At 60.5% G+C, this 23945-nt stretch carries 20 protein-coding genes; 7 read left to right on the top strand and 13 right to left on the bottom strand.

What is annotated here, in order from left to right; translation table 11 throughout:
• Nucleotides 1-31: 31 nt before the first annotated feature.
• Both ACW5IY_RS11400 and ACW5IY_RS11405 read right to left on the bottom strand, forming a co-directional pair.
• Nucleotides 32-1003 (bottom strand): hypothetical protein, encoded by a 972-nt coding sequence (locus ACW5IY_RS11400; protein ID WP_049433719.1) that lies wholly within the window; start codon nucleotides 1001-1003, stop codon nucleotides 32-34.
• A gap of 164 nt (nucleotides 1004-1167) precedes the next feature.
• Nucleotides 1168-1674, bottom strand: coding sequence for a MerR family transcriptional regulator (locus tag ACW5IY_RS11405; protein ID WP_065428021.1), 507 nt, complete (start codon nucleotides 1672-1674; stop codon nucleotides 1168-1170).
• A gap of 115 nt (nucleotides 1675-1789) precedes the next feature.
• Here ACW5IY_RS11405 and ACW5IY_RS11410 point away from each other — a divergent pair, with 115 nt between their 5' ends.
• On the top strand, nucleotides 1790-2620 hold the full coding sequence (locus tag ACW5IY_RS11410) for an alpha/beta fold hydrolase (RefSeq protein ID WP_049433720.1): 831 nt from the start codon (nucleotides 1790-1792) through the stop codon (nucleotides 2618-2620).
• Between the two features lie 174 nt (nucleotides 2621-2794).
• Nucleotides 2795-3490, top strand: coding sequence for a type 1 glutamine amidotransferase domain-containing protein (locus ACW5IY_RS11415; protein ID WP_049433721.1), 696 nt, complete (start codon nucleotides 2795-2797; stop codon nucleotides 3488-3490).
• A 1888-nt stretch (nucleotides 3491-5378) separates the two neighbouring features.
• On the opposite strand, the gene ACW5IY_RS11420 is transcribed toward ACW5IY_RS11415, so the two are convergent.
• The 3 genes from ACW5IY_RS11420 to ACW5IY_RS11430 all read right to left on the bottom strand — a co-directional run bounded on the left by ACW5IY_RS11420 (nucleotide 5379) and on the right by ACW5IY_RS11430 (nucleotide 10605).
• On the bottom strand, nucleotides 5379-6389 hold the full coding sequence (locus tag ACW5IY_RS11420; RefSeq protein ID WP_160314055.1) for an ATP-binding protein: 1011 nt from the start codon (nucleotides 6387-6389) through the stop codon (nucleotides 5379-5381).
• Nucleotides 6390-6400: 11 nt separating this feature from the next.
• Nucleotides 6401-8338, bottom strand: a complete 1938-nt coding sequence (locus ACW5IY_RS11425; protein WP_160314056.1) for a Mu transposase C-terminal domain-containing protein — start codon at nucleotides 8336-8338, stop codon at nucleotides 6401-6403.
• 1499 nt (nucleotides 8339-9837) lie between these two features.
• On the bottom strand, nucleotides 9838-10605 hold the full coding sequence (locus ACW5IY_RS11430) for a hypothetical protein (protein ID WP_457326774.1): 768 nt from the start codon (nucleotides 10603-10605) through the stop codon (nucleotides 9838-9840).
• Between the two features lie 866 nt (nucleotides 10606-11471).
• Between ACW5IY_RS11430 and ACW5IY_RS11435 the strand changes: the two genes are divergently transcribed.
• The 3 genes from ACW5IY_RS11435 to ACW5IY_RS11445 all read left to right on the top strand — a co-directional run bounded on the left by ACW5IY_RS11435 (nucleotide 11472) and on the right by ACW5IY_RS11445 (nucleotide 14478).
• Complete coding sequence (locus tag ACW5IY_RS11435; protein ID WP_152906229.1) at nucleotides 11472-12872, top strand: hypothetical protein; 1401 nt, start codon at nucleotides 11472-11474, stop codon at nucleotides 12870-12872.
• Between the two features lie 778 nt (nucleotides 12873-13650).
• Entirely contained in the window at nucleotides 13651-14007 is a 357-nt protein-coding gene (locus ACW5IY_RS11440; RefSeq protein ID WP_044570193.1) for a hypothetical protein, read from the top strand.
• On the top strand, nucleotides 14008-14478 hold the full coding sequence (locus ACW5IY_RS11445) for a hypothetical protein (protein ID WP_197638399.1): 471 nt from the start codon (nucleotides 14008-14010) through the stop codon (nucleotides 14476-14478).
• Between the two features lie 104 nt (nucleotides 14479-14582).
• Here ACW5IY_RS11445 and ACW5IY_RS11450 read toward each other — a convergent pair whose 3' ends face one another.
• The 8 genes from ACW5IY_RS11450 to ACW5IY_RS11485 form a co-directional block, all read right to left on the bottom strand.
• Complete coding sequence (locus ACW5IY_RS11450) at nucleotides 14583-15209, bottom strand: nucleotidyltransferase family protein (protein WP_049433727.1); 627 nt, start codon at nucleotides 15207-15209, stop codon at nucleotides 14583-14585.
• Nucleotides 15185-16246 carry an XdhC/CoxI family protein gene (locus ACW5IY_RS11455; protein ID WP_049433728.1) on the bottom strand — a complete coding sequence of 354 codons (1062 nt, stop codon included), beginning with the start codon at nucleotides 16244-16246 and terminating at the stop codon, nucleotides 15185-15187. Before ACW5IY_RS11455 ends, ACW5IY_RS11450 begins: the two co-directional genes overlap by 25 nt.
• Before the next feature lie 9 nt (nucleotides 16247-16255).
• Nucleotides 16256-18460 carry an aldehyde oxidoreductase molybdenum-binding subunit PaoC gene (paoC, locus tag ACW5IY_RS11460; protein WP_049433729.1) on the bottom strand — a complete coding sequence of 735 codons (2205 nt, stop codon included), beginning with the start codon at nucleotides 18458-18460 and terminating at the stop codon, nucleotides 16256-16258.
• Nucleotides 18460-19410: an FAD binding domain-containing protein gene (locus ACW5IY_RS11465; protein WP_049433730.1), complete on the bottom strand. Its 951-nt coding sequence runs from the start codon at nucleotides 19408-19410 to the stop codon at nucleotides 18460-18462. The genes paoC and ACW5IY_RS11465 overlap by 1 nt, the downstream gene beginning before the upstream one ends.
• Nucleotides 19407-20054 carry an aldehyde dehydrogenase iron-sulfur subunit PaoA gene (gene paoA / locus ACW5IY_RS11470; protein WP_019659694.1) on the bottom strand — a complete coding sequence of 216 codons (648 nt, stop codon included), beginning with the start codon at nucleotides 20052-20054 and terminating at the stop codon, nucleotides 19407-19409. Before paoA ends, ACW5IY_RS11465 begins: the two co-directional genes overlap by 4 nt.
• A 269-nt stretch (nucleotides 20055-20323) precedes the next feature.
• Nucleotides 20324-21055, bottom strand: coding sequence for a hypothetical protein (locus tag ACW5IY_RS11475; protein WP_049433731.1), 732 nt, complete (start codon nucleotides 21053-21055; stop codon nucleotides 20324-20326).
• An 80-nt stretch (nucleotides 21056-21135) separates the two neighbouring features.
• Nucleotides 21136-21612, bottom strand: coding sequence for a nuclear transport factor 2 family protein (locus ACW5IY_RS11480; protein WP_049433732.1), 477 nt, complete (start codon nucleotides 21610-21612; stop codon nucleotides 21136-21138).
• A 62-nt stretch (nucleotides 21613-21674) separates the two neighbouring features.
• A complete protein-coding gene (locus ACW5IY_RS11485) occupies nucleotides 21675-22244 on the bottom strand; it encodes a TetR/AcrR family transcriptional regulator (RefSeq protein ID WP_049433733.1) in 570 nt (189 codons plus the stop codon).
• Nucleotides 22245-22412: 168 nt separating this feature from the next.
• Here ACW5IY_RS11485 and ACW5IY_RS11490 point away from each other — a divergent pair, with 168 nt between their 5' ends.
• Together ACW5IY_RS11490 and ACW5IY_RS11495 are read left to right on the top strand one after the other, a co-directional pair.
• Complete coding sequence (locus ACW5IY_RS11490; RefSeq protein WP_049433734.1) at nucleotides 22413-23366, top strand: alpha/beta fold hydrolase; 954 nt, start codon at nucleotides 22413-22415, stop codon at nucleotides 23364-23366.
• Nucleotides 23367-23603: 237 nt separating this feature from the next.
• Nucleotides 23604-23915, top strand: a complete 312-nt coding sequence (locus ACW5IY_RS11495) for a hypothetical protein (RefSeq protein ID WP_099560612.1) — start codon at nucleotides 23604-23606, stop codon at nucleotides 23913-23915.
• The last annotated feature ends 30 nt before the right edge of the window (nucleotides 23916-23945 follow it).

Below are 23945 nucleotides of genomic sequence, written 5' to 3' on the forward strand. Positions count from 1 at the left end.
TCAGTACTTCCTTGAGCGAGCGTCACGGCGATCACTCCTTGGCGAGAGGCTTGGGTGCGTACAGGACGGCTTGGAAATCGGGCACGTACTCATACTTGAGCATCCTTCCCAGCTTCAATGACGAGATGAAGCCTGACAGGCTGCCATCGGTCAGCGTGAGCTTGACGGCATCGCGGCTGGACGTACTGGCTTGGCTCAACTGGCGCGCCGTGGTGTTCCCGATCTGGAGATTTCCTTGCTGGTCAAGATTCGTGAAGTGGTTTGTCACGAAGGTCTCTTTGCTGGAGCCGACATCGAGCTTGCGCGTTTCCAGGGTTACGTCCAGTGCCTGGGTCTGGCTGTCGAAAATGTTGACGACAACGTCCTTGTCGCCTTCGTTGTAATCGATTCGCGTCAGCCACTTGGGCAAGTTGTAGCCAACAACGCCACGGACACGCGCCAGTTCGGTGTCGACCGGCAACTTAAGTACATAGCCCCAGAAGTCATCAGAGAAGGATTGACCCATCAGGGAGAGCGGTCCCCAGCTGGTAGAGCCAGGCTTGCTGGTGACGACGGACAGCCCAATCTCGTTATAGCTATCGTTGTCGCAGTGCTGATAGGAATAGGCGGTCAGCGCGACCACGCCACGTCCGGGCCACACCTGCAAGGGCTGGACCTTCTCCAAGACCTCCGGCGGCATCAGCTCACGTAGCCGGTTCAGATCTGCGGTGAAGATGACAGTGATGCGGCGGTTCTCGTAATAGAAGTTCGGAGACCAGCTCTCAAACCCAATGTTCACTTTTTCCTTGGTGATGCCCTTGAACCAGCTGAGGTCGGTGTCAGGCGCCTCCGCGGCAATGACCGACAGCGGTGGGTTGGACCGATAGCGGTCATACAATCCTCCCTTCACCACGGGAACATCGTGGTCGCCAATCTTGATTAATGTCGTCTCGGCTGCTTGGGCAAATGCTGCGGCAGCCAGCAGGCCGGCGCCAAGGACGGGAGCTAGGGTTGCGGTTTTCATGTTTATTGCCCTGAAGGTGGAGGGGGGGGGGCTTCGAGCATAGGATTGAAGTTAACTTTAAGGTCAATCCCTCTCCTCTCTTCTGGGTCGACTTCGCCCGCGTTCAGGCCGTTCGCCGCCGATCGCGTGATGAGGGCTTAGCGCCAGGAAGCGCTACTGGCGCGTCACAAGGTCGATTTGGGCTTGCGGGAAGCTCTCACGCGATGAGTAGAATCTGATGCCTGCGGCGCTGGATGAGCGTCAAGGAGCTTCATCAGTCTTGCCATGTTATCGGTACACGAGATGCCGTCGGGACGCTGACTGACACCGTCGATGATGCTGATCAGGCGTGCCTCGCTCTGCCGGAGCTGCCGGATCAATTGTCGAATCTCCCCTACTCTCGCGGTCAGTGATTCGACCAAGCCCTCGTGGTCCCACTTTGCCTGGCCAGCCGGCAGGAAATGCCGGATCTGATCCAACGAGAATCCAGCGCGCTGCGCGCTATCGATGATCTGCAGCACGCCGGCGGTCTCGGGCGAGTAAACGCGGTAGCCATTGTTGCCCCGAGGGGCAATGCCGATAAGCCCTTCTGCCTCGTAGAACCGAATCCGCGAAGTGCTGAGGCCCGTCGCCGTGGCCAACTCTCCGATCTTCACTTTCGCCCCCTTGACCTTAAAGTCAGCTTTAAACATACACTCATTTGACCGCCAGCGTGGCAGCGTTCGCGGTGTGGACGGGCAGCCCTTGGCCGGCCATCGCCCAGTTCGCACTCGCGAACTCACAGTCATACCTAACTTGGAGAGCGAGATGAGCTACGTAACGACAAGCGACGGCGTCGAGATCTACTACAAAGACTGGGGCCCGAAGAACGGCAAGGTCATCTACTTTCATCATGGCTGGCCTCTGTCCAGCGATGACTGGGACGCGCAGATGCTCTTCTTCGTGAACAAGGGCTTCCGTGTGGTGGCCCATGATCGGCGCGGGCATGGTCGATCCACGCAGGTATGGGACGGACACGACATGGATCACTATGCCGATGATGTGGCTGCCGTGGTGACCCACCTTGGCGTTCAAGGTGCCATGCATGTCGGCCACTCAACGGGTGGCGGCGAGGTGGTCCGCTACATTGCCCGGCATGGGGAAGACAAAGTGTCCAAGGCGGTCCTGATCAGCGCCGTCCCACCGCTGATGGTCAAGACTGCCGGAAATCCCGAAGGCACCCCCAAGGAAGTCTTCGACGACTTCCAGGCTCAGCTCGCCGCCAACCGTGCAAAGTTCTACTACGACGTCCCTGCAGGGCCGTTCTACGGATACAACCGTCCTGGCGCCGAACCCTCTGATGCCGTGATCTGGAACTGGTGGAGGCAAGGGATGATGGGCGGGGCCAAGGCGCACTACGATGGCATCGTCGCATTCTCGCAGACCGATTTCACTGAGGACCTGAAGAGAATCACGATCCCCGTACTGGTAATCCACGGGGATGACGACCAGGTTGTGCCATATGCCGACTCCGGGCTGCTGTCTGCCAAGCTGGTGAAGAACGGAAAGCTCAACACCTACAAGGGTGCGCCGCACGGCATTCCGACCACGCATGCCGATCAGGTGAACCAGGACCTCCTTGATTTCGTGAACAGCTGAAGCGCTGGGGTGTCGAACACCCGTGCAGTCAGATTGCATACGTGACAGCCGTGTACGCACGGCTGTCGCTTGAAGGGTGCACCTGCCCAATCTTTCCTCCCAGTCACTGCATGCGACATTGCACTTCTGGTGCCTGCAACCGACATGATGGCTGGCGCGCTTCGAGGATGAGCGATGACCAAGCGAGTACTGAACGTCGTTACAAATATTTCCCACTTTGAGGACCCTGCGCACAAGACAGGGCTTTGGTTGTCGGAACTGACGCACGCCTACGACGTGTTTGCTCACCACGGCTACGAACAAGTTCTGGTGAGCCCTCAGGGCGGTCTTTCGCCACTGGAGCCGCGCGCGCTCAAGTGGCCTCTACTGGATCGCTCCGCTCGAAACTGGCTGGAGCGTCCCAATCGGATGTCCCTTCTGGAGGGCACCCTCAGCCCAGCCCAGGTGGATCCATTGATCTTCGATGCGATCTACTTCACCGGCGGGCACGCGGTGATGTGGGACTTCCCAGAGTCGTATCCACTCCAGGAGATCACTCGCATCATCTATGAACGAGGCGGCATTGTTTCGGCGGTCTGTCATGGATACTGCGGCCTTCTCAACACCCGGCTCAGCGGGGGCGAACTCCTCGTCAAGGGGCGGCGAATCACCGGGTTTTCCTGGACAGAGGAAATCCTGGCGGGTGTTTCCAAGGAGATGCCTTACAACGCCCAAGAGGAGATGTCTCGTAGAGGTGCGCTCTACGAAAAGGCAGTTCTACCGTTCGTTCCGAAAGTGGTAGTCGATGGAAGACTTGTTACGGGGCAGAATCCGCAATCGGCCAAGGTGACAGCCAAGGCAGTAGTGGCCGCGCTAGATCGGAACAACTAGTTTTTAAGCCTGTTCTGCATTGGCCGGCTTCGGTGCAGGAGTCGAAGCCTTGGGAGCAAATCTCATGTCGACCATTCCCTTGGATGGACCACCCCAGTACGACCTCGGACTGAGCTCCTTTCCTTCCCAAGAAGCCGGTCCGTCCTACCCCTGATAACGCCCCCTTATCGATAAGACGAGGAACGGAGCCTGGCCGAAACCGGCTTGCGAATCGGTGGCGTGATAAGTTGAACGCATCGGCTGATCCAGGCGCAATCAGTGGCTTCGGTAGGAGACGAAGCGTAGTCGCCGCAGCGAAATCGATGAAACGCTGAGCAAACTACAATTCGTAGTCGAATTGAGCTTGAAGCGCCTCGGCATTCCTACGCTACTTCAGACGATCGAGATCAGGGTGCTGGCACAAGCACGATCGCAATAGCCGATAGGTGCTGTCGCAATGGTGCGCGATGGGTGCGTCCGACGAGGTCGTTGTCATGCAAGGACCGATGCTTTAGCTTCGAGTGCCTGCGACGTCTTCACAGAGGGATGTCCGGAGCAGCGGCCCAGCGCCTTCGCTTTGACCTAAGGAGCCTTTCCAGAAGCCGTTCGCTGTGCCGCCCCATAGCCCTGACCAGATCGTACTCTTCCCTTTGAACGCGACCCTTGTCGCAGAGGCCGATATCCTTCCGTACGCCTAAGCGCAGATGCGTCGGGCAACTCCAAGTCGTACCGGGTTGGTGCAGCGCCCAGTGCGGGGAATAGCTGAACGGGTCACACAGCATCGACTGTCTGTTGGAGCGAGGAACCAGCGATTGTAGTCGTGCAAGGTTCGCAACCCATGCCTCAAAAGAGCTGATGTAGCTAGCTGCCGCTGCGTGCAGATCCGGCAGTCGCATCGGAACCTCGGACCGTGGATGTACTCCCATATCAAATTTCAGCGAGCTTAGTTCCTGGCGCCGCTGAAGAAGCCATAGCGCGTACGCTTGACCGGCGCAGCACAAATGCGGCTTGAGCGTGACGGGACGCCAGCTAAAAGTCCGAGCACGGCCACCACCCACTGACCTCATTGCATGAATGCGACAGCGGGAGTGGCCCCTGAGATAGGTGCGTCTGATCTGACGCGCGACGCACCTGAGAACGTCTTGGTAGGGCCTGATAGCCGCTTCACAGTCGTCAGCAGGGAGCGGAATCACAAGCGGGGTTGCTGGATACTGCCTGAAGGAGGCGGAAGTCGGTGCCAGCGCGTTGCGCACCATAGGATTCGGGGAATGAATGAGTGCGTACCAATACTCGCCTGCGTGGCTATCTGCTCGATCGCCGTCCCAGCATATGGACGTATACCCGCTGCACGCTCTTTGGTATCCGAGGAGAGAGTTGTTGGCATCTTTAAGCCATTGGTGCAATTCATCAAGTTTGCGCGCATATAAAACGCTCTTGCCAGGGCTCAACATCCCTGGTGTCGGGCATTTCAGCAGTGTCTTTCCACAAGCATCGCATGTGAAGCCATGTACCAGAGAGCCTCTCGTGTCCAGCGCGACGCCACAGTGGGGGCAGCCTATCTCTAGGCGCGTCCGATGTAGGGCGCAACGCAAAAATCGCTCATCCTGTTGGTACTGATAGTGGCGCCCAGATTGGACGCAGGTTGGACAGAAACGAAGCGCTTCATCTTCCAACCATCGGCACCTCTCACTCAGGGCGGAGTGAACATCAAAGAGCTGCCGCGCCTCATCGGCGAGCCCATTGTCGGTAGCTCTACCCTCTGATAGATGGGCTTTCGACCGAACTAGCGGCACTCGCCAGTCTCGGCGCACTGGCATCCACTTCAGATCAATGCAGTTGAGCCACTCCAGTGTTTGGATGATGGTCCACGAGGAACAGTAGGCATCTATCAGACTTTGGCTCCAAGCGATCATGGCGACCTCTGTGCCCGACTCCTTCCTGTCGTAGTCGCGGCCAACGCAGCGGGGGTCCTGCTCCGGTAGCCTGAATCAACGATGGCGCGTTCCCAGGTTTCCCGCGGAATCGTCATCCCTTCAACATCGCTGTCCTCACCGTCCTGACCCACCAACATTAGGGTCTCAGCAACCCATTGCATGCTGATTCCCTCGCGATCAACCGCGCCCGCGGACTGAGACCGAAACGCGTCGTACAAATCTGAGGCACAACGGGCTAAGCGAAACCCACTGGTATGGGCGTTGGGCCACAGGTACTGGGTATATGACCAACCTGATCCCCGGGGGTACTCGGTCTCGTCGTCACACGACTTAAGAACCACGCGTAGATCCTCTACATCTTGCAGACTTCTGAACTCGACCAGCTCCGCCATGAACCTGATGGTTAAATCTGGCATCTCGGCCATGAATTGCTGATGCATCGTGCACAACTGGCTCTGGCCGAAGAGGACCACTGTAACCTTTACCTCATGTGTGTTTAGCCAGTTGACGATGCGTTTCAACCAGCCCAAGTCCTTGACGTGCAGGTTCTGCGCTTCGTCAACTACCAAGAAAAGATGTCTGCCAGCAACTGACATTGCATAGAGAGCTCTTAGCAACTGGTCGCGCTTGCCTGCGAGGGATCGGAGCACACGAGGCTCATAGTCGATGACGGAGAGCAGATCTTCGATTAGGGCACCTTCAGCCGCCACGTCTTTGGATGAAGGCTCGTAGATCACAAAGGCCGCTCCCGGGCACTGAATAGGGGCCAGCTTCTGCAGAGCGGAGATGCAAGAGGACTTTCCGCACAGCGGATGCGCCCAGAATGCAATTGAGGAGCGAAATCGCTGTGCCCGGTCAAAGACCAGGCGGGCCACTTCTTTGACTGGAGCGGTGGGAAGTACGGCCGAAGCCATGAGCAATGGATGCCGGTCCCGTAAAGATGGGTAGGTTGCTTGGATGGCGGCAATGCTCTCGTGGATCTCCATAATCGACCTCATCATTTCCCGATGATGGAAAAGTCAATGTTTCTAGACTTACGAACACGGGACGCCAGTGTCTGCGTATCGATACGCCTCACTGCGCGCGTAGGTGACATGTCCGGCGCGTATCCCTTCCTCCCCTCCTCGGCCAGGACAGTCGCAGCGTGCGTGGTTCGCGGCACTCTTGCGCAAGCATCCAAGGCTTTCTGAGCTAGTTCTTGAAGCTCCGAGCCAACGATGTCGGCAAAGGGCTCGTCCCGAGCGCCTTCTATCTTGGATCTGAGCAGCCTTCGGATCTCCAGAGAGTGTTGATGCTGCCACCGCGAACTCAGCGGTACGAGCTCACCGAGCTCCCTTCCATCGCGTGTGTATGCATGGACATGGGAGATGTCGTAGGGATCTGCATGGAGCGTGACCGCCTGCCCGATCAGATCCCAGCGCGTGGCCAAGATAGGCGAGCCGTACTCCACGCTTGCATAGCTAACGCGAGGCAGTCTGCCCTTCTTCTGAGACCCGCGAACGGTGGCGGGCGCCACTTCAACTCGAAGCGGAGGTGTCAGGGTGGGGCGAGGCGGCCCCAGTGGGGCCAGACACCCTGAACCAGGTGCGTAGTACTCAAGCATTTGGTCAGTGGGACTGCTGCCGTAGTTGGCCTCTGTGGGCGTTGAGTTCCAGCGCGCAACGGCCTTAGACGTTTCTTCCATCAGCTTTTCAAGGGTCACCCGATGCCTGACCGCCTGACATTCTGGCTGGTTGCGCCTGGTGTCCGTTGTGCTGTTTCCCGTGGTCGATGGTGACTGATGAAAAACATTCGATGCAATCCAACCAAACACTCGCTCGACAAGCGATCGGCGTCTCGGTCGCCTAATCGCTCCGAAGGAGATTGCAGCGCCAGTCTCCGCCCTGACCCTGTCGGCTACTGTGTCTGATAGGTGTGCGAGCGCGTTGTCTACAAAGAGGGTGCCAAATCCAAGGCGCAATTCTGGAGCGTCAGCCTCTACTGAGAGAGTGGCTTTCAGTGCACGTTGCAGCTCGTTCGAGAGGCACTGTCCGGCGGAAGCATGATCGATGCACCTGAGGAAATCGGAGCTGGAAATTGTCCGGCGGACAACGATGTCCCAGCCCAGAATGAAGTTGGTGAACCTATCGGCGATGACGATAAGCGTCATACGACGGCTGGGAACGTACTTGATTCCCTTTGGAGTACTCACGCCCACGGCAAAGATGATGTCGGCCGTATGCTCGTCAGCCTCTACTATCTCAAATGGGGCCAGGGCAATGGGCCCTTCGGGTTGTCCGCCCGGCCTCCTCGAACGCTGCCTGCACTCTTCGCCGTACTGCAGGGATGCAACCTTCTCGTGGTTCGCAGTGAAGAATTGCTTCACGTACACCCAGATTGCCTCTCTGCCATATCGGCCGACACAAAACGGCCATTCATTCTTGCCCAATCCGGCACGACGACAGAGCTCAAGAAAGATCTGATGTGCCTCCTTGTAGGTGATACGCCCTCGCTTCGCCCCGTCTGGAGTGAGGCCAGAGGCGAGGTACTTGTCTAGGGCGAGCTGCACGCCGGGCTGCGAATCAAGCAATGCTGACAGAGCGCCCGTATAGCCGCCGAATGATTGTTTTGGCATCGCGCTTACGGGCTTGAATCGTGTTGGCGCTTGTGTGCGAAATCCCTTGATGAGGCCGGCCCAACCCGCAATGCGGCCATCGCCCAAGACCGCGACGCATCGATTGAGGTACCGCAAGAGCTCAGTACGCTCTATCCCGAACCGCGAGGCGATCTCGGCAGTTCGGAGGCCATCTAAGTACGCAACCAGGGCTTTCCGTCTTTGCTCAAACAGCGCCAGATCAGCCGGGTCCAACAGACTGGTTTCACAAGCCGGCCATTCACGATAGTTCGCAAGATCTGCCGGAAGCGTTCTCCGGTTGAACTTAATTGGAGTGGTCATGTTCACACCTGAGCAGCCTTGTGTGCACAGACCATGGATGTACATCCATATCCGAGCCAATGGATCTAGCGCGCAGCGCAAGAACCGCAGCTCCTACCACCACCGCTGGGCGCCCTTGGTTAAGGCCTCGTATGACCTCTCCTAAGGTCACCTTCCCGCGTCGCCTAACTACCGATTCGACCTCCCTTGCCAGAGAAGTAAGGTCGGAGCCACGGCACCGGTGAAAAGCAGAGATTGCCGATTGCCAGTTGCGGATCCTCATCTTCGCCTGACCCAGGTCACGTGTACTGAAAGCAGAGACTGAATAGACACAATTCGCGCTCAGCGCTTCGATATTTCGCCTGGCCCTATCCGATCCATCGTCGATCATCCGCGCCTGAATAGAGCCATCCATCAGCGTAGTCAGCGCATCGAGGCAGATTGAGCCACTGTCTAGATGTGCCTGTATCAGTGACTCGCGATACTCTGCGTCACGGACGCTTGCGTCACCTTCGCAATAAAAGAAGAGCTTCATCCTCAGGTCACCACTCAGCGTCACCGAGCACTCAGCTGTAGGAGACTGCAGCGTCCAGAGGTTTGCCGAGTTGCTTGTCCGAGCTTGTCGCACACCTAGTCGGCGTTGCCTGGCCTTGGTCGTAACACTCATTCGCGTGCTCCAAATAGACCCCTCTGCGGCAACAGCGGTCTGGGCACCTACAGAGATGCATTCGGGCTCGGTGGTGCGTCATGGTCAACATGGGCCTGAGTCGCTGCCGAGCGCAGCGTCAGGGAGCGTCGCTGACATGCTTTGGACGCTACTCCCGAAAGGCCGGGGGCGCAACCGATCCTCGAGCCCCGTCAGATTTCCACGCTGAACTAGTAACAGAAATTCCTGCAGTCAGCGGAGGAGTAACACATATACCCCTTGGTGCCCACCTATTCAGCTTGTTAGGGATGGGAGATCTGCATCTATAGACTGTTGAAACGCAAAGACTTAGAGGTAACAGCAATACGTGCTCCATCACTTGGCTCTTGCCTCCCTGCTGGCTCCCCCGACAAGGATGAGATTGCAGCATGGACCTGACCGGCCCTTGGCCCGGTTTCGGATTCCAAGCTGGGCATATGTTCACCCCTGAGGGTCACCAACTGGAGCCCTGCGACATGACCTGATGGTTCCTGACCTGCAACATAGCGCGGGAATGGCGGCTGATGATGGCTGAGGCAAATCCCCGGGCCGCAGCTACACGGAATGCTTCGACCGCGGCGAAATCTAGCGTCATCTACCTAGCCGAAGCGCTCAGAATACGCCGAGAACGATCGTTCGGCGTGCGTGACCCCGGCCCCGGCGCCGAGACCTCCAATGTGGTCTACATGAGTCGTGGGCCGAAACCGCGTCAGCGCGTGTAAAGCGCTTCCGTAGGGGCGCTGCCCCTACACCCCGGCAAACTGGGCTTGCCCTATGTGCTCACTACGGGCTACATCGGCGTAGGTTCGCTGCGATGCCAAAAGCTTCTGTGCTATTAGAGGGAGCTCATAAAGAGTTTCAATCCGTCTGAGGTGAGGCTAACGTGCCTGATCTCGCGGCCTGGTTGATCATGGCTGGTGCGAGCATCAACAAACCCTAAGGAGGACAGCTGTTTCGCCGTGTACCAGGCAGCCTGATTGCCGATATTTAGCTTGCTGGACAGCGCTCCAAGAGGCATGGCGCCATCATATCGGCCTACGCTGTCAATAAGCTCCCATTGGATCTTGGACAGCCCTCCTGGGTACCTGGCTTTGGACTGGTCCATCTCGGTGGGGGCGTCGGTCTGTGAAGATTCGACTGGCAACTGCGAGCGCGCAGAGTTCAACTCTTCCGTAATTGCGTTCTTCTCTTCTATCGACAGTCGGAGTTGCTCTCGAAGACTGTCAATTGTGTTGCTCAGTCTTAGTGTCTCAGCAGTGTTTTGCAGCTCAATGTCCGTGAATTTTTTGCGTAGCGCCTGTGATTCCTCTTGGGTGAGAACGGTCTGATTTTCTACCGTTCGTTTCAAAGTCAATGCTTCCATTCGTCGTCGCAAGGAGTAGCTATACACCCAGTTCGATGGATAGGGGTACAGAAAAACATAGATCAGAGTAGTCGCCACTGGCCCTACCAGCAGATGCCCCCACGCATAGAACTCGTCTTGATAGATCAGCTTTATTAGGTGGATCTTTCTGATGGCCGCATCGCCAGAGAAGATCACCAGCAGGAACTTGTAGTTCCATGCACACCACGATGCCGTGATCGAAGCGCCAAGCGGACTCATAAACCTATCGGAAATGTATTCCCTAATGCCCCTAATTGCATCTTCAAACATGGATGCCTCCCCTCCGTTTGCGCGGAAGTGTACAGCCTAAGGGATTGTGCAACTTGGGCGCCCAGCTAATCGGAATGACACTCGCATGGTCGTGATGCGTCACAATAATCAGAAGCTGGCGGGGTAAGGTGGAGTCTCAGGGAACGTCCCCATGGGGCGTTTCCCGACCTCAACCAGTGCATGTGGTGGCTTGTCAGGCGTGCCAGATGGCGCGGACTGAGCGATGCTGCGAGCTGGGTGATCCTGACTCGACTCCGATTCCTGGCGTGGTGCGCGATACGGGTTGTAGGCCGGGCCATCGCGTGCGATCGCCACGCACACAGGTATCGATATCTTCGCCTTGGTGCCCTGCTCCGTTACGCACGTACAGGTGGTGTCCTGCTCAGTGGTGCCGGAGGCCATGCAATACAGCTCCGGCTGCGATTGCACAGTTCGATCATCGAAGGCGGGGGCAGACCACGGCTGGAACTCCACACGTGGTTTGTGTTTTTGCACGTATTCTTCGCGGGTGAGGGGCCGTGCCGCCGGCATGCCCGCGCCCATTCTCGCAAAGGATGAGATTGCAGCATGATGAAGATATATATATCGTAATCGCACTTCAAGACGCTATTACTTCATTTGGGCGCGCATCTTGGCAGGCGTATTCCGTCGTCAAGCTTGATGTCTGTCTTTGTCTGCTGAAGACATATCATGCAATCGTTATTCTTCCAATAGGAGAGGCGCTGTATCTAAAAGTCAAGATGCGATAGGCTTTAGCGAGAGCCCTGGTTTATGCTATTGAGCGTAAGTTGATTCAATTGGCCAAGAGAAGATCAATGGAAGATGGAGGCAGTAATAAAATCTGGCAGAAGGGTGATTCCTGCGGCGCTACCGACTCGGAGAGATATCTGTCCGTACTCGCTCGCCGCGCATTTCTCAACTTCTGGAGTTACTCAAATCCTTACACCAATGAAAGTGGCGGAAGAGAGCTTTGCGACTTTCTCGTTGTGTTTGGAAATAGTGTTGTTATTTTTTCTGACAAAAATTGCAAGTTCCCAAGTGGCGGGATGGAAGTCGCGTGGCCACGCTGGTATCGAAGCGCAGTAGAGAAATCGGTAAATCAACTAAGGGGTGCCGCTTCATTTATTGATAGGTTTCCAGACAGAATTTATCTTGATGCGGAATGCAAACAGCCGCTGCCGATCCCAATTCCGCCGATGGAAGTGCGCAAGGTCCACTTAGTGGCTGTTACTCGAGGCTCGGCAGATGCATGCAAGAAGTACTTTGGTCATGGTAGCTCAAGCAGTCTTGTCATCAATACCGCAATTGAGGGGCGGGAGCATGAAAAGAATCCATTCATGGTTGGATGGCCCTTAAAAGGGAGGAGGTTTGTTCATGTCCTGGATGAGCTTACACTTGATGTCGTACTCAATGAGCTTGATAGTGCTACCGACTTCATTGAATATCTCGAAAAAAAGGAGGCGTATTTATCCAGCGAGGGGTTTAGTTTCTTCTTTACCGGGGAGGAAGACCTTCTTGCGGATTATATTTTGAACCCAATGCCAAATCTCATGGGATTTTCATTTGCGCCACTCCCTGAGGACGGCTCATTTGAAAGGCGCGGCTTGGTGGTGGGGCAAGAGGGGCGCTGGATCCAGCTTTGCGCGTCAAATGAATACAAGATACATAAGAAGAGTTTAGAGATTAGCTACGAGTGGGATAAGCTTATAGAGCATCAAACGACGCATATCTCACGGAACACAGCGGGCGTTGTTGCGAAGTGGGGCTCGGTGACCGACATCGCCGCGCATGAGGCGGTATTGCGAGCAATGGCTGAAGAGTCTCGCCTTTCTAGAAAGGAGCTCGCCAAGGCGCATCAGTCAATTCTAATGCGAAAATTTGATGGGGATAGATTGTCTGCGATAGTGTCACTTCCCCACCGGCCAGATCGAGCTTACGTGCTTATGGTCCTGAAGCGGCCAGATGACATGGATTACGATCTATATCGGGAGTTTCGCAGAAACTCACTTGTTGGACTCTGCAGGGCAAGTCGCCTTAGGCTATCCGGAATCAAAGAAATTGTCGGAATCGCATCGGAGCAGTCAGATTCCTCAGGGGTCACGCAGGACTTTATTCTCATGAAATTTAGGGATGAGCTTGACAGTGACGGGAAGGTGAGGGAGATCTCGGACCTCAGGGCGGCGGGAATTTGGAAGGACGAGTGGGTATGCGCATAGCCAAAGCATGCAGGATTTCCCTCAAGGCGAATGGGGTATAACAACTAGTTTATCAGCTGGTACTTTGCTTGCAGCTCGGTAGTGTGATCCGGATTGAGCTGTGGATTTGTGGCGCCAAGACCTATCCCGCATTGGCGCCGCCCCTGTGCTGTGGCTGGAGTTTGAAGGCTTGATGCCAGCCTCGCTAAGCAGTGACGCTTCAGTACCCAGAAGGATGAGCCGGGATGCATGCCAATATTGGAAACGGATTCCTCGACGTCAGTCATCTAGGGGCAGCGTCGCCTAATCCTCCACGATCTCAATGTGCGCCCCTTGCGGAGCTGGTTACAATCTAGCTCGCCCTGTCGCATTCGCCTCGCTCACAGCATCGCCGGGCAGATGCCGACACTCTTCAGTCTTGCACCACCGACATCGCCGACAGCCTTGCGGCGCAACGCTCCAGCATCATTGCGCCATATGCAACGACTCTGAAAATGTTGAAAGTGGTGACGTCATCGGCCTTACTGCATTGGCATCGCACGCAACCGGGCGTATTCCTTTTCGCGCCGCCAATACATCGGTGGTCGGGGCTCGAAATCCCGGTAACGCGACTGTAGTTTGCGCTTGCCAGTCGGCACCACGCTTTGTGGTGCCGGCTGGCAATCCGTCGGCCGGCTATGGCGGGCGGTGCGTGGGGGCCTCGTGCCCACCGGGCCTAGTCGCGTACCGGATTTCGAGCCACGCATCGTCCGCCACCTTTATCGGTGGCGGCTTCTGCATGCACGCAAGGAGCCCAGCCATGACCCAGCCCCACTCCCCTGCCCCGCACCCCATCCACGACGTGCCTGCGAATGGCCCTGCGCTGGACCCGAACACCCTCATCGCCCTGCTGCACAGCATCGGCGCCGGCGCCGCCTCCGATGGCCAGCCCTGGCCAGAACGCCATCAGATGCCAGGCCGACGCATCGCCCTGGCGGACACCGACTGCTCGCTGGCGGGTCTTCGGGTGGTGCTGGAGATCCTGCTGGCCGCACAGCGTGCCCGCGAGAACGGCGAGCTGGAGCAGTACGTTGGCCCGCGCGTGATGGAGGGGCTGATCATGGCCGGAATCGGCCTTACCGCACACGCCAGTACCCGACTGCATCCGGAGGGTTGAGTGGCCTGGTGGCGCTGGGCGGCCACCGCGCTCTGTCTTGTGGTGGTGGTTGCGGCACAGACGCTGTGGCCGGCGCCGCCGGTGCACTCGCCTGTCGCGTTCCAAAGCATCACCGACCATCGATTCTCACAACTGCGGCGCCAAGCCGTGCAGTTCGTGGAGGCTCGACCACGACAGGGCTTCCAGTTCGTCGAGCGGCATCAAAACGCCGGATTCCAGATTCACTGTGGAGGCGTTCCAGTGCTGTGGCTGGAGAGGCGCTCGCACCATCTGCTGTTGCAGGCCTCACTGGACGCGAAGCAGCGGGCGCCCGCCGTTGTGTGGTTGCGGGCGCTCCTTCAATGGCAGTTGGAGCCGTTGGATTACCTGGAGCAGGTACTGGCTGGCGTGCCGGAACCTGTTCTGTTGGATCGGGTGCTGCAGATTCTTGCCAGTGATGTGCCTGATGGGGCGCGATGTGGCGTGCCGTAGTCGAGCATGGCCCGACCCTACAGGGCTGCGGGCAGCAAGGGTTCGGGCTCCAGCCCTGCCGCTCGTCACCTGCGCGACAGGCATTGGCCCAGTGATCATGCAAGTCACCTCCCGGCATCGATCCAGCCCGCATCGCGCGCACGCGCAAGATCTTCTGGCGTATCGATATCCAGGCCTAGTTCCGGTGCCTGTAGGACATGCACCGTATCGACAGGAAGTTGCCGCAGGCGCGCTCCGAAGCCGCGGTCACCGCTTGCACCCACCTGATTGAACCATGCGCGCGGCACCACTGCAGGAATGCCAAGCGCGTGTCCATGACGGGTACCCGCGCACCCTGACGCCGAGGCGCGGGCACCCGAAAGCAGCGCCTGCAGATGGGAGCGCTCGATTGCGGGCTGGTCGCATGCCACGATCATCACCTCAGTCACGGTGGGCAGCAGGTGTGCGCCGGCAACCTGCAGACTGCTCGCCAGGCCGCGTTCCCAGTCGCGGTTGGTTACCGGAGTGGCGTCCAGCCCGGTAATGCTGGATGTCACGGCCTGTGCGTTCGCGCCCACCACGACCAGCACCTGCGCTGGCGCGAGCTCCAGCGCCAACTGCACCACGCGATGTACCAGGGTTTCGCCCTGCCGGGTTAGAAGCTGCTTGGGCTGGCCAAGTCGGGTGCTCCCGCCGGCAGCCAGCACGACGACCGCTTGCGCGTCAGTCACGTGCCGTGCGCGCTTCGCCATTGCTGCAGCTGCGCGGCGATGCTGAGCGAAATCGCCTCTGGCCCTCGCCCGCCGATGTTCAGGCCGACCGGTGATCGAAGTCTCGGGGACAGGCGGTGGCGCTGATCCGGTGTCAGCAGCTTGAACAGGTCCTCGCGCCTTCGCCGCGGACCCAGCAGTCCAATGAACGCAACTTTGGTATCAGCCAGGGCCACCAGCGCCTCCCGGTCCAGTTCGAAATCGTGATGCATCACCAGTGCCGCGTCGCACGGGTCGCCATGAAGGGCCTCGGCCGGGCTGGTCTGAAGATGCGCATCCGCGCACTGCCCGGCTGAGGCCCAGCGCGCTCTCCGTTCGGCCACGCTGACCCGCCACCCCAGGCTCCGCAGCAACGGAACCAGGAAGGGCGTTTCGGGACCGCCCCCCAACACCAGAGCCCGCGGAAGACGGGGCAACGGCAAATGCCATGCGCCCTCGCCAAAGGGCTGCGCACCATGCATCGGATCCAGCTGCCACGCCTGCTCGCGATGGCCGGCACGGAAAACGACCTGGCCCGACGTGCGAAGGTCGCGCCGGAGTGACACGCCCTCGCGCAGCCAAGCCTCGATGACGGCGTCGATGCCGGACATGGCACGCAATGGCAGGAGCGCAATCCGAAGCCGGCCGCGGCAGCCGAGCGCGGACCCGCTCAACAGGTCGTCGTCACTGCGGGTGTCGATCTCGATCCAGTCGACCCGCCCTGCCGCGCTCACCTGCTCCGCGCGTCGCGCGAGCTCCGGCTCCAAGCATCCGCCGCTCAGCCAGCCGACCTGGCTGCCGTTGCAGAACAGCACCATGTCGCCGGCACCGGCGTAGGTGGAGCCATCGGTTTCCAGCACCAGCGCGAGCACGGCGTGCTCCCCCGCGCGCACGCGCGTCAAGGCCGTCTCGAGTACGCCGCGCGGGCTACCTTCGGCGAGGAAGCCCGGCGCTGCGGACAGGTCCTCGGCAAGATCGCCGGGCTCCCCTCCGCCCGCGACGGAGGCCTCCAGAGTGGTCGAGGCTACGGGTCGGTCCATGCGCAAGGGTCAGCCCACGTCGGGCAAGCCGGGCAGCAGCTTGTCCAGGGTAATGGGATAGTTGCGCACGCGCACGCCGGTTGCGTTGTAGACCGCATTGGCGATCGCGGCGCCGACCCCACAGATGCCCAGTTCACCCACACCCTTGGCCTTCATCGGCGAGATCACCGGATCCAGCGTGTCGAGGAAGACCACTTCCTGGTACGGGATGTCGGCATGCACGGGAACCTCGTAGCCGGCCAGGTCGTGGTTGATGAACAAGCCCAGCCGTTTGTCGACCACCAGCTCCTCCATCAGGGTCGCGCCCGCACCCATCACCATCCCGCCGATGACCTGGCTGCGTGCAGACAGCGGATTGAGGATCCGGCCGCCATCGCATACGGCAAGCATGCGGCGGATGCGCGTCTCTCCAGTGTAGGCATGCACGGCAACCTCGCAGAAATGCCCTGCATAGGTGCCGACGTCGTAGCCTTGCTTGAAGTCGCCGAAGGCAATGCCGTCCTCCGCCGACAGTGTGCCCGCCTCCGTCAGCTTGATGGTCCGCCCACCCGCCTGGATGAGGCCATTGGCGAAGTCTGCGGTGTCGCCGTCGAAGCCCAGTTTCTCGCCCACCTTGCGGCGCAGGCTGACGCACGCCGCGTACACGCCTGCGGTGGAGCTTGCCGCGCCCCACTGGCCGCCGGAACCGGCGGAGGCGGGATGACGGGAGTCGCCGAGGGTCACCTGGACCCGGTCCAGCGGCACGCCCATGGTCTCGGCTGCCGTCTGCGCGATGATCGTGTAGGAGCCGGTGCCGATGTCGGTCATGTCGGTCTCGACAATCACTCCGCCCTGGCCGTCAAGCCGGACCCGCGCCGCCGACTTCATCGTCGGTGCGCCGCGATAGCCCGCGGACACGCCCATGCCGACCAGCCAGTCCCCTTCCCTAACCTGCGCCGGCCTGGGGTTGCGCTTGTTCCAGTTGAAGCGCTCCGCGCCTTCGCGCAGGCAGCGCACCAGGTTGCGGTCGGAGAACTTCTTGGACGGATCGCCGGGCACGACCTCGGGCTCGTTGAGGATGCGGAACGCGATCGGGTCGAGGCCCAGCTTCTCGGCCATTTCGTCCATCGCCACTTCCAGCGCCATGTGGCCCGGTGCTTCGCCCGGTGCGCGCATCGCATTGCCTTCGGGCATGTCGAGCGTGGCGATGTAGTTGGCCACCAGGCGGTTGGCGCCTGCATAGAGCTTGGGCGTCTGCAGGGTGCCGTTTTCGCCATCCTCGCCGTTGATGTTGCCCGACCAGTTCTCATGGGCGATGGCAGAGATCCGGCCATCCTTTCCGCAGCCGATCCGTACGCGCTGGAGGGTGGCGTGCCGGTGCGTGGTGTTGTTGGGCATCAACGGGCGTTGCAGCGCGATCTTCACCGGCCGCCCGACCTGCTTGGCCGCCAGCGCGGCCAGCACCGCGTCGGCACGGATGAACAGCTTGCCGCCGAAGCCGCCGCCGATATAGGGCGAGTCCACACGCACCTTGGCAGGATCGATGCCGAGGATCGCCGCCATGCCCTGCCTGGCCCAGTCGATCATCTGGTTCGCCGTCCACAGCGTGAGCGTGTCACCCTCCCAGGCGGCGATGGTGGCGTGCGGCTCCATCATCGAATGACTTTCGTCGGAGGTGTGGTAAGTCTCGTCGAGCTTGACCGCGGCGCTCGCGTAGGCAGTGTCGAAATCGCCCAGCGCCTGCCGGTCGGGCTTGCCGTCACGCCCCTTTGCCAGCGGCGCGGACGGTGCCAGGGCCGGGAAATCGAAGCGGCCCTTGCTGCGCTCGTAGCGGGTGCGGATCAGCGCTGCGGCGGCGCGGGCCTGCTCGAAGGTCTCTGCCACCACGCAGGCGATGGCCTGGTGGTAGTGGGCCACTTCGGGTCCGCCGAACAGCGGCGCATTGTTCCAGTTCGATGTGCCGACCGGCTTGGTTTCCGGTGCGGTGATGACCGCCAGTACGCCGGGCGCGGCACGTGCGCGGGACGCATCCATCGAAATGATGCGCCCTTTGCCGATGCCCGCGCCGACGATGTAGCCGTAGGCCTGGTTCGGCGCCACGTCATGGCGCTCGTAGGCATAGGGAGCGGTGCCGGTGGTCTTGCGTGGACCGTCGATGCGCGGCGTCGACTTGCCGACGACCTTGGCCTTGTCGAACAGGTTGTCGCCGGCGGGGGCGTTGAATTCAAGGGGCATCAGCGCTCTCCTTCCACCAGCACCGCTGCGAGGGTGCGCTCTGCGAGCGCGATCTTGAACGCGTTCTCCGGCGTCGGACGGGCACCGGCGAACACCTGCCGGGTCGCGGCCTTCACGCCGTCGCGCAGCAGGGGTTCGGCTGCCTCGACGCGCCACGGCTTCGGCGCGACCCCACCGAAGGCGAACCGCGCCGAGCCGTCACGCTGCACGACCGCGGCGACCGACACCAGTGCGAACGCATAGGACGCGCGGTCCCGTACCTTGTGGTACACGTGCCGACCGCCCAGGGGCTCCGGCAGCGTGACGTGGGTGATCAGCTCACCGCGCTGCAGCACGTTGTCCTGCTGCGGCCTGTCGCCGGGGGAGCGATGGAAATCGGCAATCGGGATGCTGCGCGTACTGCCGTCACCCCTGACGGTCTGGATCGAGGCGTCCAGCACCCGCAGGGCCACCGCCATGTCGCCCGGATAGGTCGCGATGCAGCTGTCCGAGGTGCCGATCACGCCCATCTGCCGGGAGAACCCCTCGAGTGCGCCGCAGCCGGAACCGGGCAGGCGCTTGTTGCAGGGCAGATTGGGGTCGTAGAAATACGGGCAGCGCGTGCGCTGCAGCAGGTTGCCGCCGGTGGTGGCTTTGTTGCGCAACTGCCCGGAGGCGCCTGCCACGATCGCGCGGGTCAGCACCGCGTAGTCGCGGCGCACGCGCTCATGCGAGGCCAGCGCGGTATTGGTGACAAGCGTGCCGATGCGTAGGCCGCCCTCGTCGGTGGGTTCGATCCTGTCCAGGCCGATGTCCTGCACATCGACCAGGTGCGCTGGCGTCTCGACCTCCAGCTTCATCAGGTCGAGCAGGTTGGTCCCTCCGGCCAGGAACTTCGCGCCCTCGGTACCGGCGACGGCCTTGGCGGCCTCGGCCGGAGATTTCGCGCGTTCGTAACTGAAGGCCCTCATGAGCGTCTCCCTGCAGAGGTCACGCCAGCGACCTCTGCCATCGCCTCGGCAATGTTGGAATAGGCGCCGCAGCGGCAGAGGTTGCCGCTCATGCGTTCGCGCATTTCCATGTTGGTGGCCCGGGGCCGTGCGCTGACGTCCGCCTGTACATGGCTGGGGACACCCCGCTTGATCTCGTCCAGTACCGCCACCGCCGAGCAGATCTGCCCCGGCGTGCAATACCCGCACTGGTAGCCATCATGCTTGATGAAGGCGGCCTGCATCGGATGCAGGTCATCGGGGGTTCCGAGGCCTTCGATGGTGGTGATGGCATCGCCCTGGTGCTGCACCGCCAGGCTGAGGCAGGCATTGATGCGCTCACCGTTGACCAGCACGGTACAGGCACCGCATTGACCGTGGTCGCAGCCTTTTTTCGTTCCGGTCAGCTTCAGATGTTCGCGCAGGGCATCGAGCAGCGTGGTCCGGGTGTCCAGTTCAAGTTCCCGCCGCTTGCCGTTGACGGTCAATGCCACCGTGCTGATGACCGGCGGCCTGGGCGGCGGGGGCGTCGCCAGTTCGGCGGCGAGCGATGATGCCCCCGGTGCGGCGGACATCGCCACGGTCGTGACGCCGCCGGCGATCACCTGGCGACGCGTCAACTTCATTCCTTCATCACAACTTGGCACAGTGACCTCCTGGCGTTCGGGGAAATCCCCGTGGCTGGATGGACGCGCTCACACTACCGAAGGGCCACTATGCCCATCTGCGGGGTACAGACCTGTGAAGTCGGCGAAATGTACGAACATGATGCAGCACGCCCGAAGAAATCGGCTGCATCCAGCCACAGCGCGGCACTCTTGAGCCATGCGTATGCCTCACTGGATGACTCACAGTCCTGTTTGTCCCTCAGCATGAGGAACATGATGGCCCGACGCTACAAAGGCGTTTGCTGGGAGGGCTCGGGTTCGTGGATGGAGCCCTCCAACAAGGCAACGTAGGTATCAAGCCTGGTGCGAAGGCCGATCAGCATCCAGCCCAGCAGGTACAGCAGCACCATGGCGAAGATCAGTAGTGCACCCAGCGGGCCAACATCGAAAGCGCCCGCCCAGTCGCCCCATTTCCATCCGCGGAACTGCAGGTAGAGGGCAATCAACAGTGGGAATGGTCCCAGCCGCTGCAGGCCGCCATACATCATGCCCATGCGCTCCATCATGTTTGTGCGCAAGGTGCTGACGAACTTGAGTCGCCGCTCGCGCTGGACGCGCGGGAATCCGCGAAGCTCGGTCACCACCGCTTGCCAGTGAGCGAAGTCTTCATCCATCTCCCGGGCGTGCGAGAGCCGCGGCTGGCTGAACTGGCGAATGCCCCTGCGGGCGGCCAGGACGCCACCGACAATGAACCCTCCTATTTCGATTGCCAGGCAGGCAACAACCACCTGGAGCACTACGCCAAGAGGCAGCCATCGATCCGGAAGCTGACCCATGAGAATGCCGATGATCGCCGCACCCAAGCCGATGCGAAACGCCCACGTCTCCACCCTGCCCGCCTTGGGGTAGATGCTGTGCTCAACCAGTCCCTGCACCCGCTGGTAGAGCCAGTGGAATGTCAGTTCCTGCGAATCGGTCTTTGCCGGCGGATCGAATCCGCCCCCTGCCTGCATGTCCATTGCGCCCCCTGCCCCGGCCGGCGCAGACGCCGGCCACCCCATCGTACCTGAGCGCGCTTGGGATGGCGCCCAAGCGGAAATCACATACCCAGCTCCGACAACCCCGGGTGATCATCCGGGCGACGCCCCAGCGGCCAATGGAATTTGCGGTCGCTTTCCTTGATCGGTAAGTCGTTGATGCTCGAGAAGCGGCGCTGCATCAGGCCGTCCTCTCCGAACTCCCAGTTTTCGTTGCCATAGGAACGGAACCAGTTGCCGGAATCGTCGTGCCATTCGTAGGCGTAACGGACAGCAATACGGTTTTCGGTAAAGGCCCAGAGCTCCTTGATCAGGCGGTAGTCGAGCTCCTTGTTCCATTTGCGTGCCAGGAACTGCCGGGCTTCTTCCCGGCCGTTGGTGAACTCGGCGCGGTTACGCCACTGGGTGTCGAGCGAATAGGCAAGCGACACCTTGTCGGCATCGCGGGAGTTCCAGCCATCCTCGGCAAGGCGCACCTTCTGCGTGGCCGATTCAAGGGTGAACGGAGGAAGCGGTGGACGGGTCTGTTCAGCGGACATGGGGAAACCTCCAATCGAAATGGATACACGGGTTGCTTCAACGGATCTGGGGTACCCAGGCGCTAACGCTTGGCTTGTTCCAATAACAGCTTCGCGACATCCTTCGCGGTGTCTGCGGCGTCGTAATCACCCATCACGCGCGACAGGGTGATGGCGCCTTCCATCAGGACCAGCAGCTGACGGGCCAGGTCCGCCGGCTGCTCCACCTCCAGTTGCCCGGTAAGTTCCAGCGTGTAATCGAGCAGCTTCTGCTTGTGGTTCCGCGCGATCTCCCGGATCGGATCGGCAGGGTCGCCGACCTCGCCCGCGGTATTGATGAACGCACAACCGCGATAGCCCTCGGACTGGAACCACCCCTTGAGCACGGTGAACATGCCGAGGATGCGTGCTTCCGGGGTATCAGCCTTGTCGCACTCCTGCCGGAACCAGGCCAGCCAACGCACATCGCGCGCCCTCAGCGCGGCAGCGGCCACGTCGTCCTTGTTCTCGAAGTGGCGGTAAATGCTCTTCCGCGCCACGCCGGAGGTCTTCACCAGGAGGTCCATGCCGGTGGCGTGGATCCCGTTCTGGTAGATCAGCGCCTCGGCCGTGGCCAGGATCTTCTGGTGGGTATCGGTGATGGCCTTGCTCATGGCCAAAAGGTAGAACGGTCGTTCTACCCTGTCAACAGGCGATGGCAAGTGGTCCGCACGCGCACATGCGTGCAAGACGATCTATCAAGAAATACGGACAGTACATCACCCGGACGCCTGATTACGGGCGCAAAGTACGCCTCACCACCCACCCATGAGAGTTCCCGCATGAACACCTTCGCCCGTACCCTGGCCGTTGCCGCCCTCGCCCTCTCGGTCCAGGCCAGCCTGTCCGCGCAGGCCGCCGAACCGGCCAAGCCGGCTGCAGTCACCAGCATCGCGCGCACCGCCAGCTACATCACCACCGCCGATGGCGTGCAGCTGTACTACAAGGACTGGGGCCCGAAAGACGGTCCGGTCGTGACCTTCAGCCACGGCTGGCCGCTGAACTCGGACAGCTGGGAATCGCAGATGCTCTTCCTGGCCGATCATGGCTACCGCGTGATCGCGCATGACCGTCGTGGCCACGGTCGTTCCAGCCAGCCGTGGGACGGCAACGACATGGATCATTACGCCGATGACCTGGCCACGGTGATCAATACGCTGGACCTGCACGATGTGACCCTGGTGGGCTTCTCCACCGGTGGCGGCGAAGTGGCCCGCTACATCGGCCGGCATGGCACCGGGCGGGTGAAGAAGGCCGTGCTGATCAGCTCGGTACCGCCGTTCATGCTGAAGACCGCCGACAACCCGAACGGCCTGCCGATCGAAGTGTTCGATGGCATCCGCAAGGCACAGATGGATAACCGCGCGCAGCTCTACAAGGACATCCCGTCGGGCCCGTTCTACGGCTTCAACCGCCCGGGCGCGAAGGTGTCGCAGGGGCTGATCGATGCGTGGTGGGCGCAGGGCATGCAGGGCGGCCACAAGAACACCTACGATTCGATCGCCGCGTTCTCGGCCACCGATTTCCGCGCGGACCTGAAGAAGTTCGATGTGCCCACGCTGGTGATCCACGGTGACGACGACCAGATCGTGCCGATCGATATCTCAGGCCGCCAATCGGCAAAGCTCATCAAGGGCGCCAGGTTGATCGTCTACCCGGGTGCGCCGCATGGCCTGACCGACACCCACAAGGACAAGGTCAACCAGGATCTGCTGACGTTCCTGCAGGAAAAGTGAGTGGCCGGGGCTCCGTTGTGATGGCGGAGCCCTTCCTGCCCAGAAACAGGGCCGGCGCCGGATGAGCGCCGGCTGCCACGTCAGCGCACGATTGCGGCCGTGGGATTTCAGGCCAACGATGGAGCGCGTTCCGCACTTTGATGAAGGGTTAACCTCCAACGGAGGACACTGCGCCCTCACGGCTCTTCTCCGGCGCAGAATCCTTTGCTCCCGTGTCCAGCCTTAGACGACACGGCCATGCATCCTCCCAATGCCTTCCGGATCCACGCGATCCAGCCCCTTCTTGCGCGCAATGGCGCAATCGTTCGCCTTGATCAGTTGCGATCTACCTGCAAGAGTTGCGGCCTGCGCTCGTCAATGAGCGAGAACGCCGGCATTCAGACAAGCCCATTGGGCACGACGCTCACTTGCCCCGCATGCGGTGCCACGGGGCTGATGGACGAGGTGGAGATATGGCACCACTGGCTCGAACAATGCCGCCGTGAACGGATGCTGGCGCTCTTTGATCCAAAGCCTGACGAACCTCTGGAACCAGACACTCCGGAATGACGAGCGCGTTCCGGGCGCTTGCGGACGCAG

Source organism: Stenotrophomonas sp. C-A (assembly GCF_054030835.1).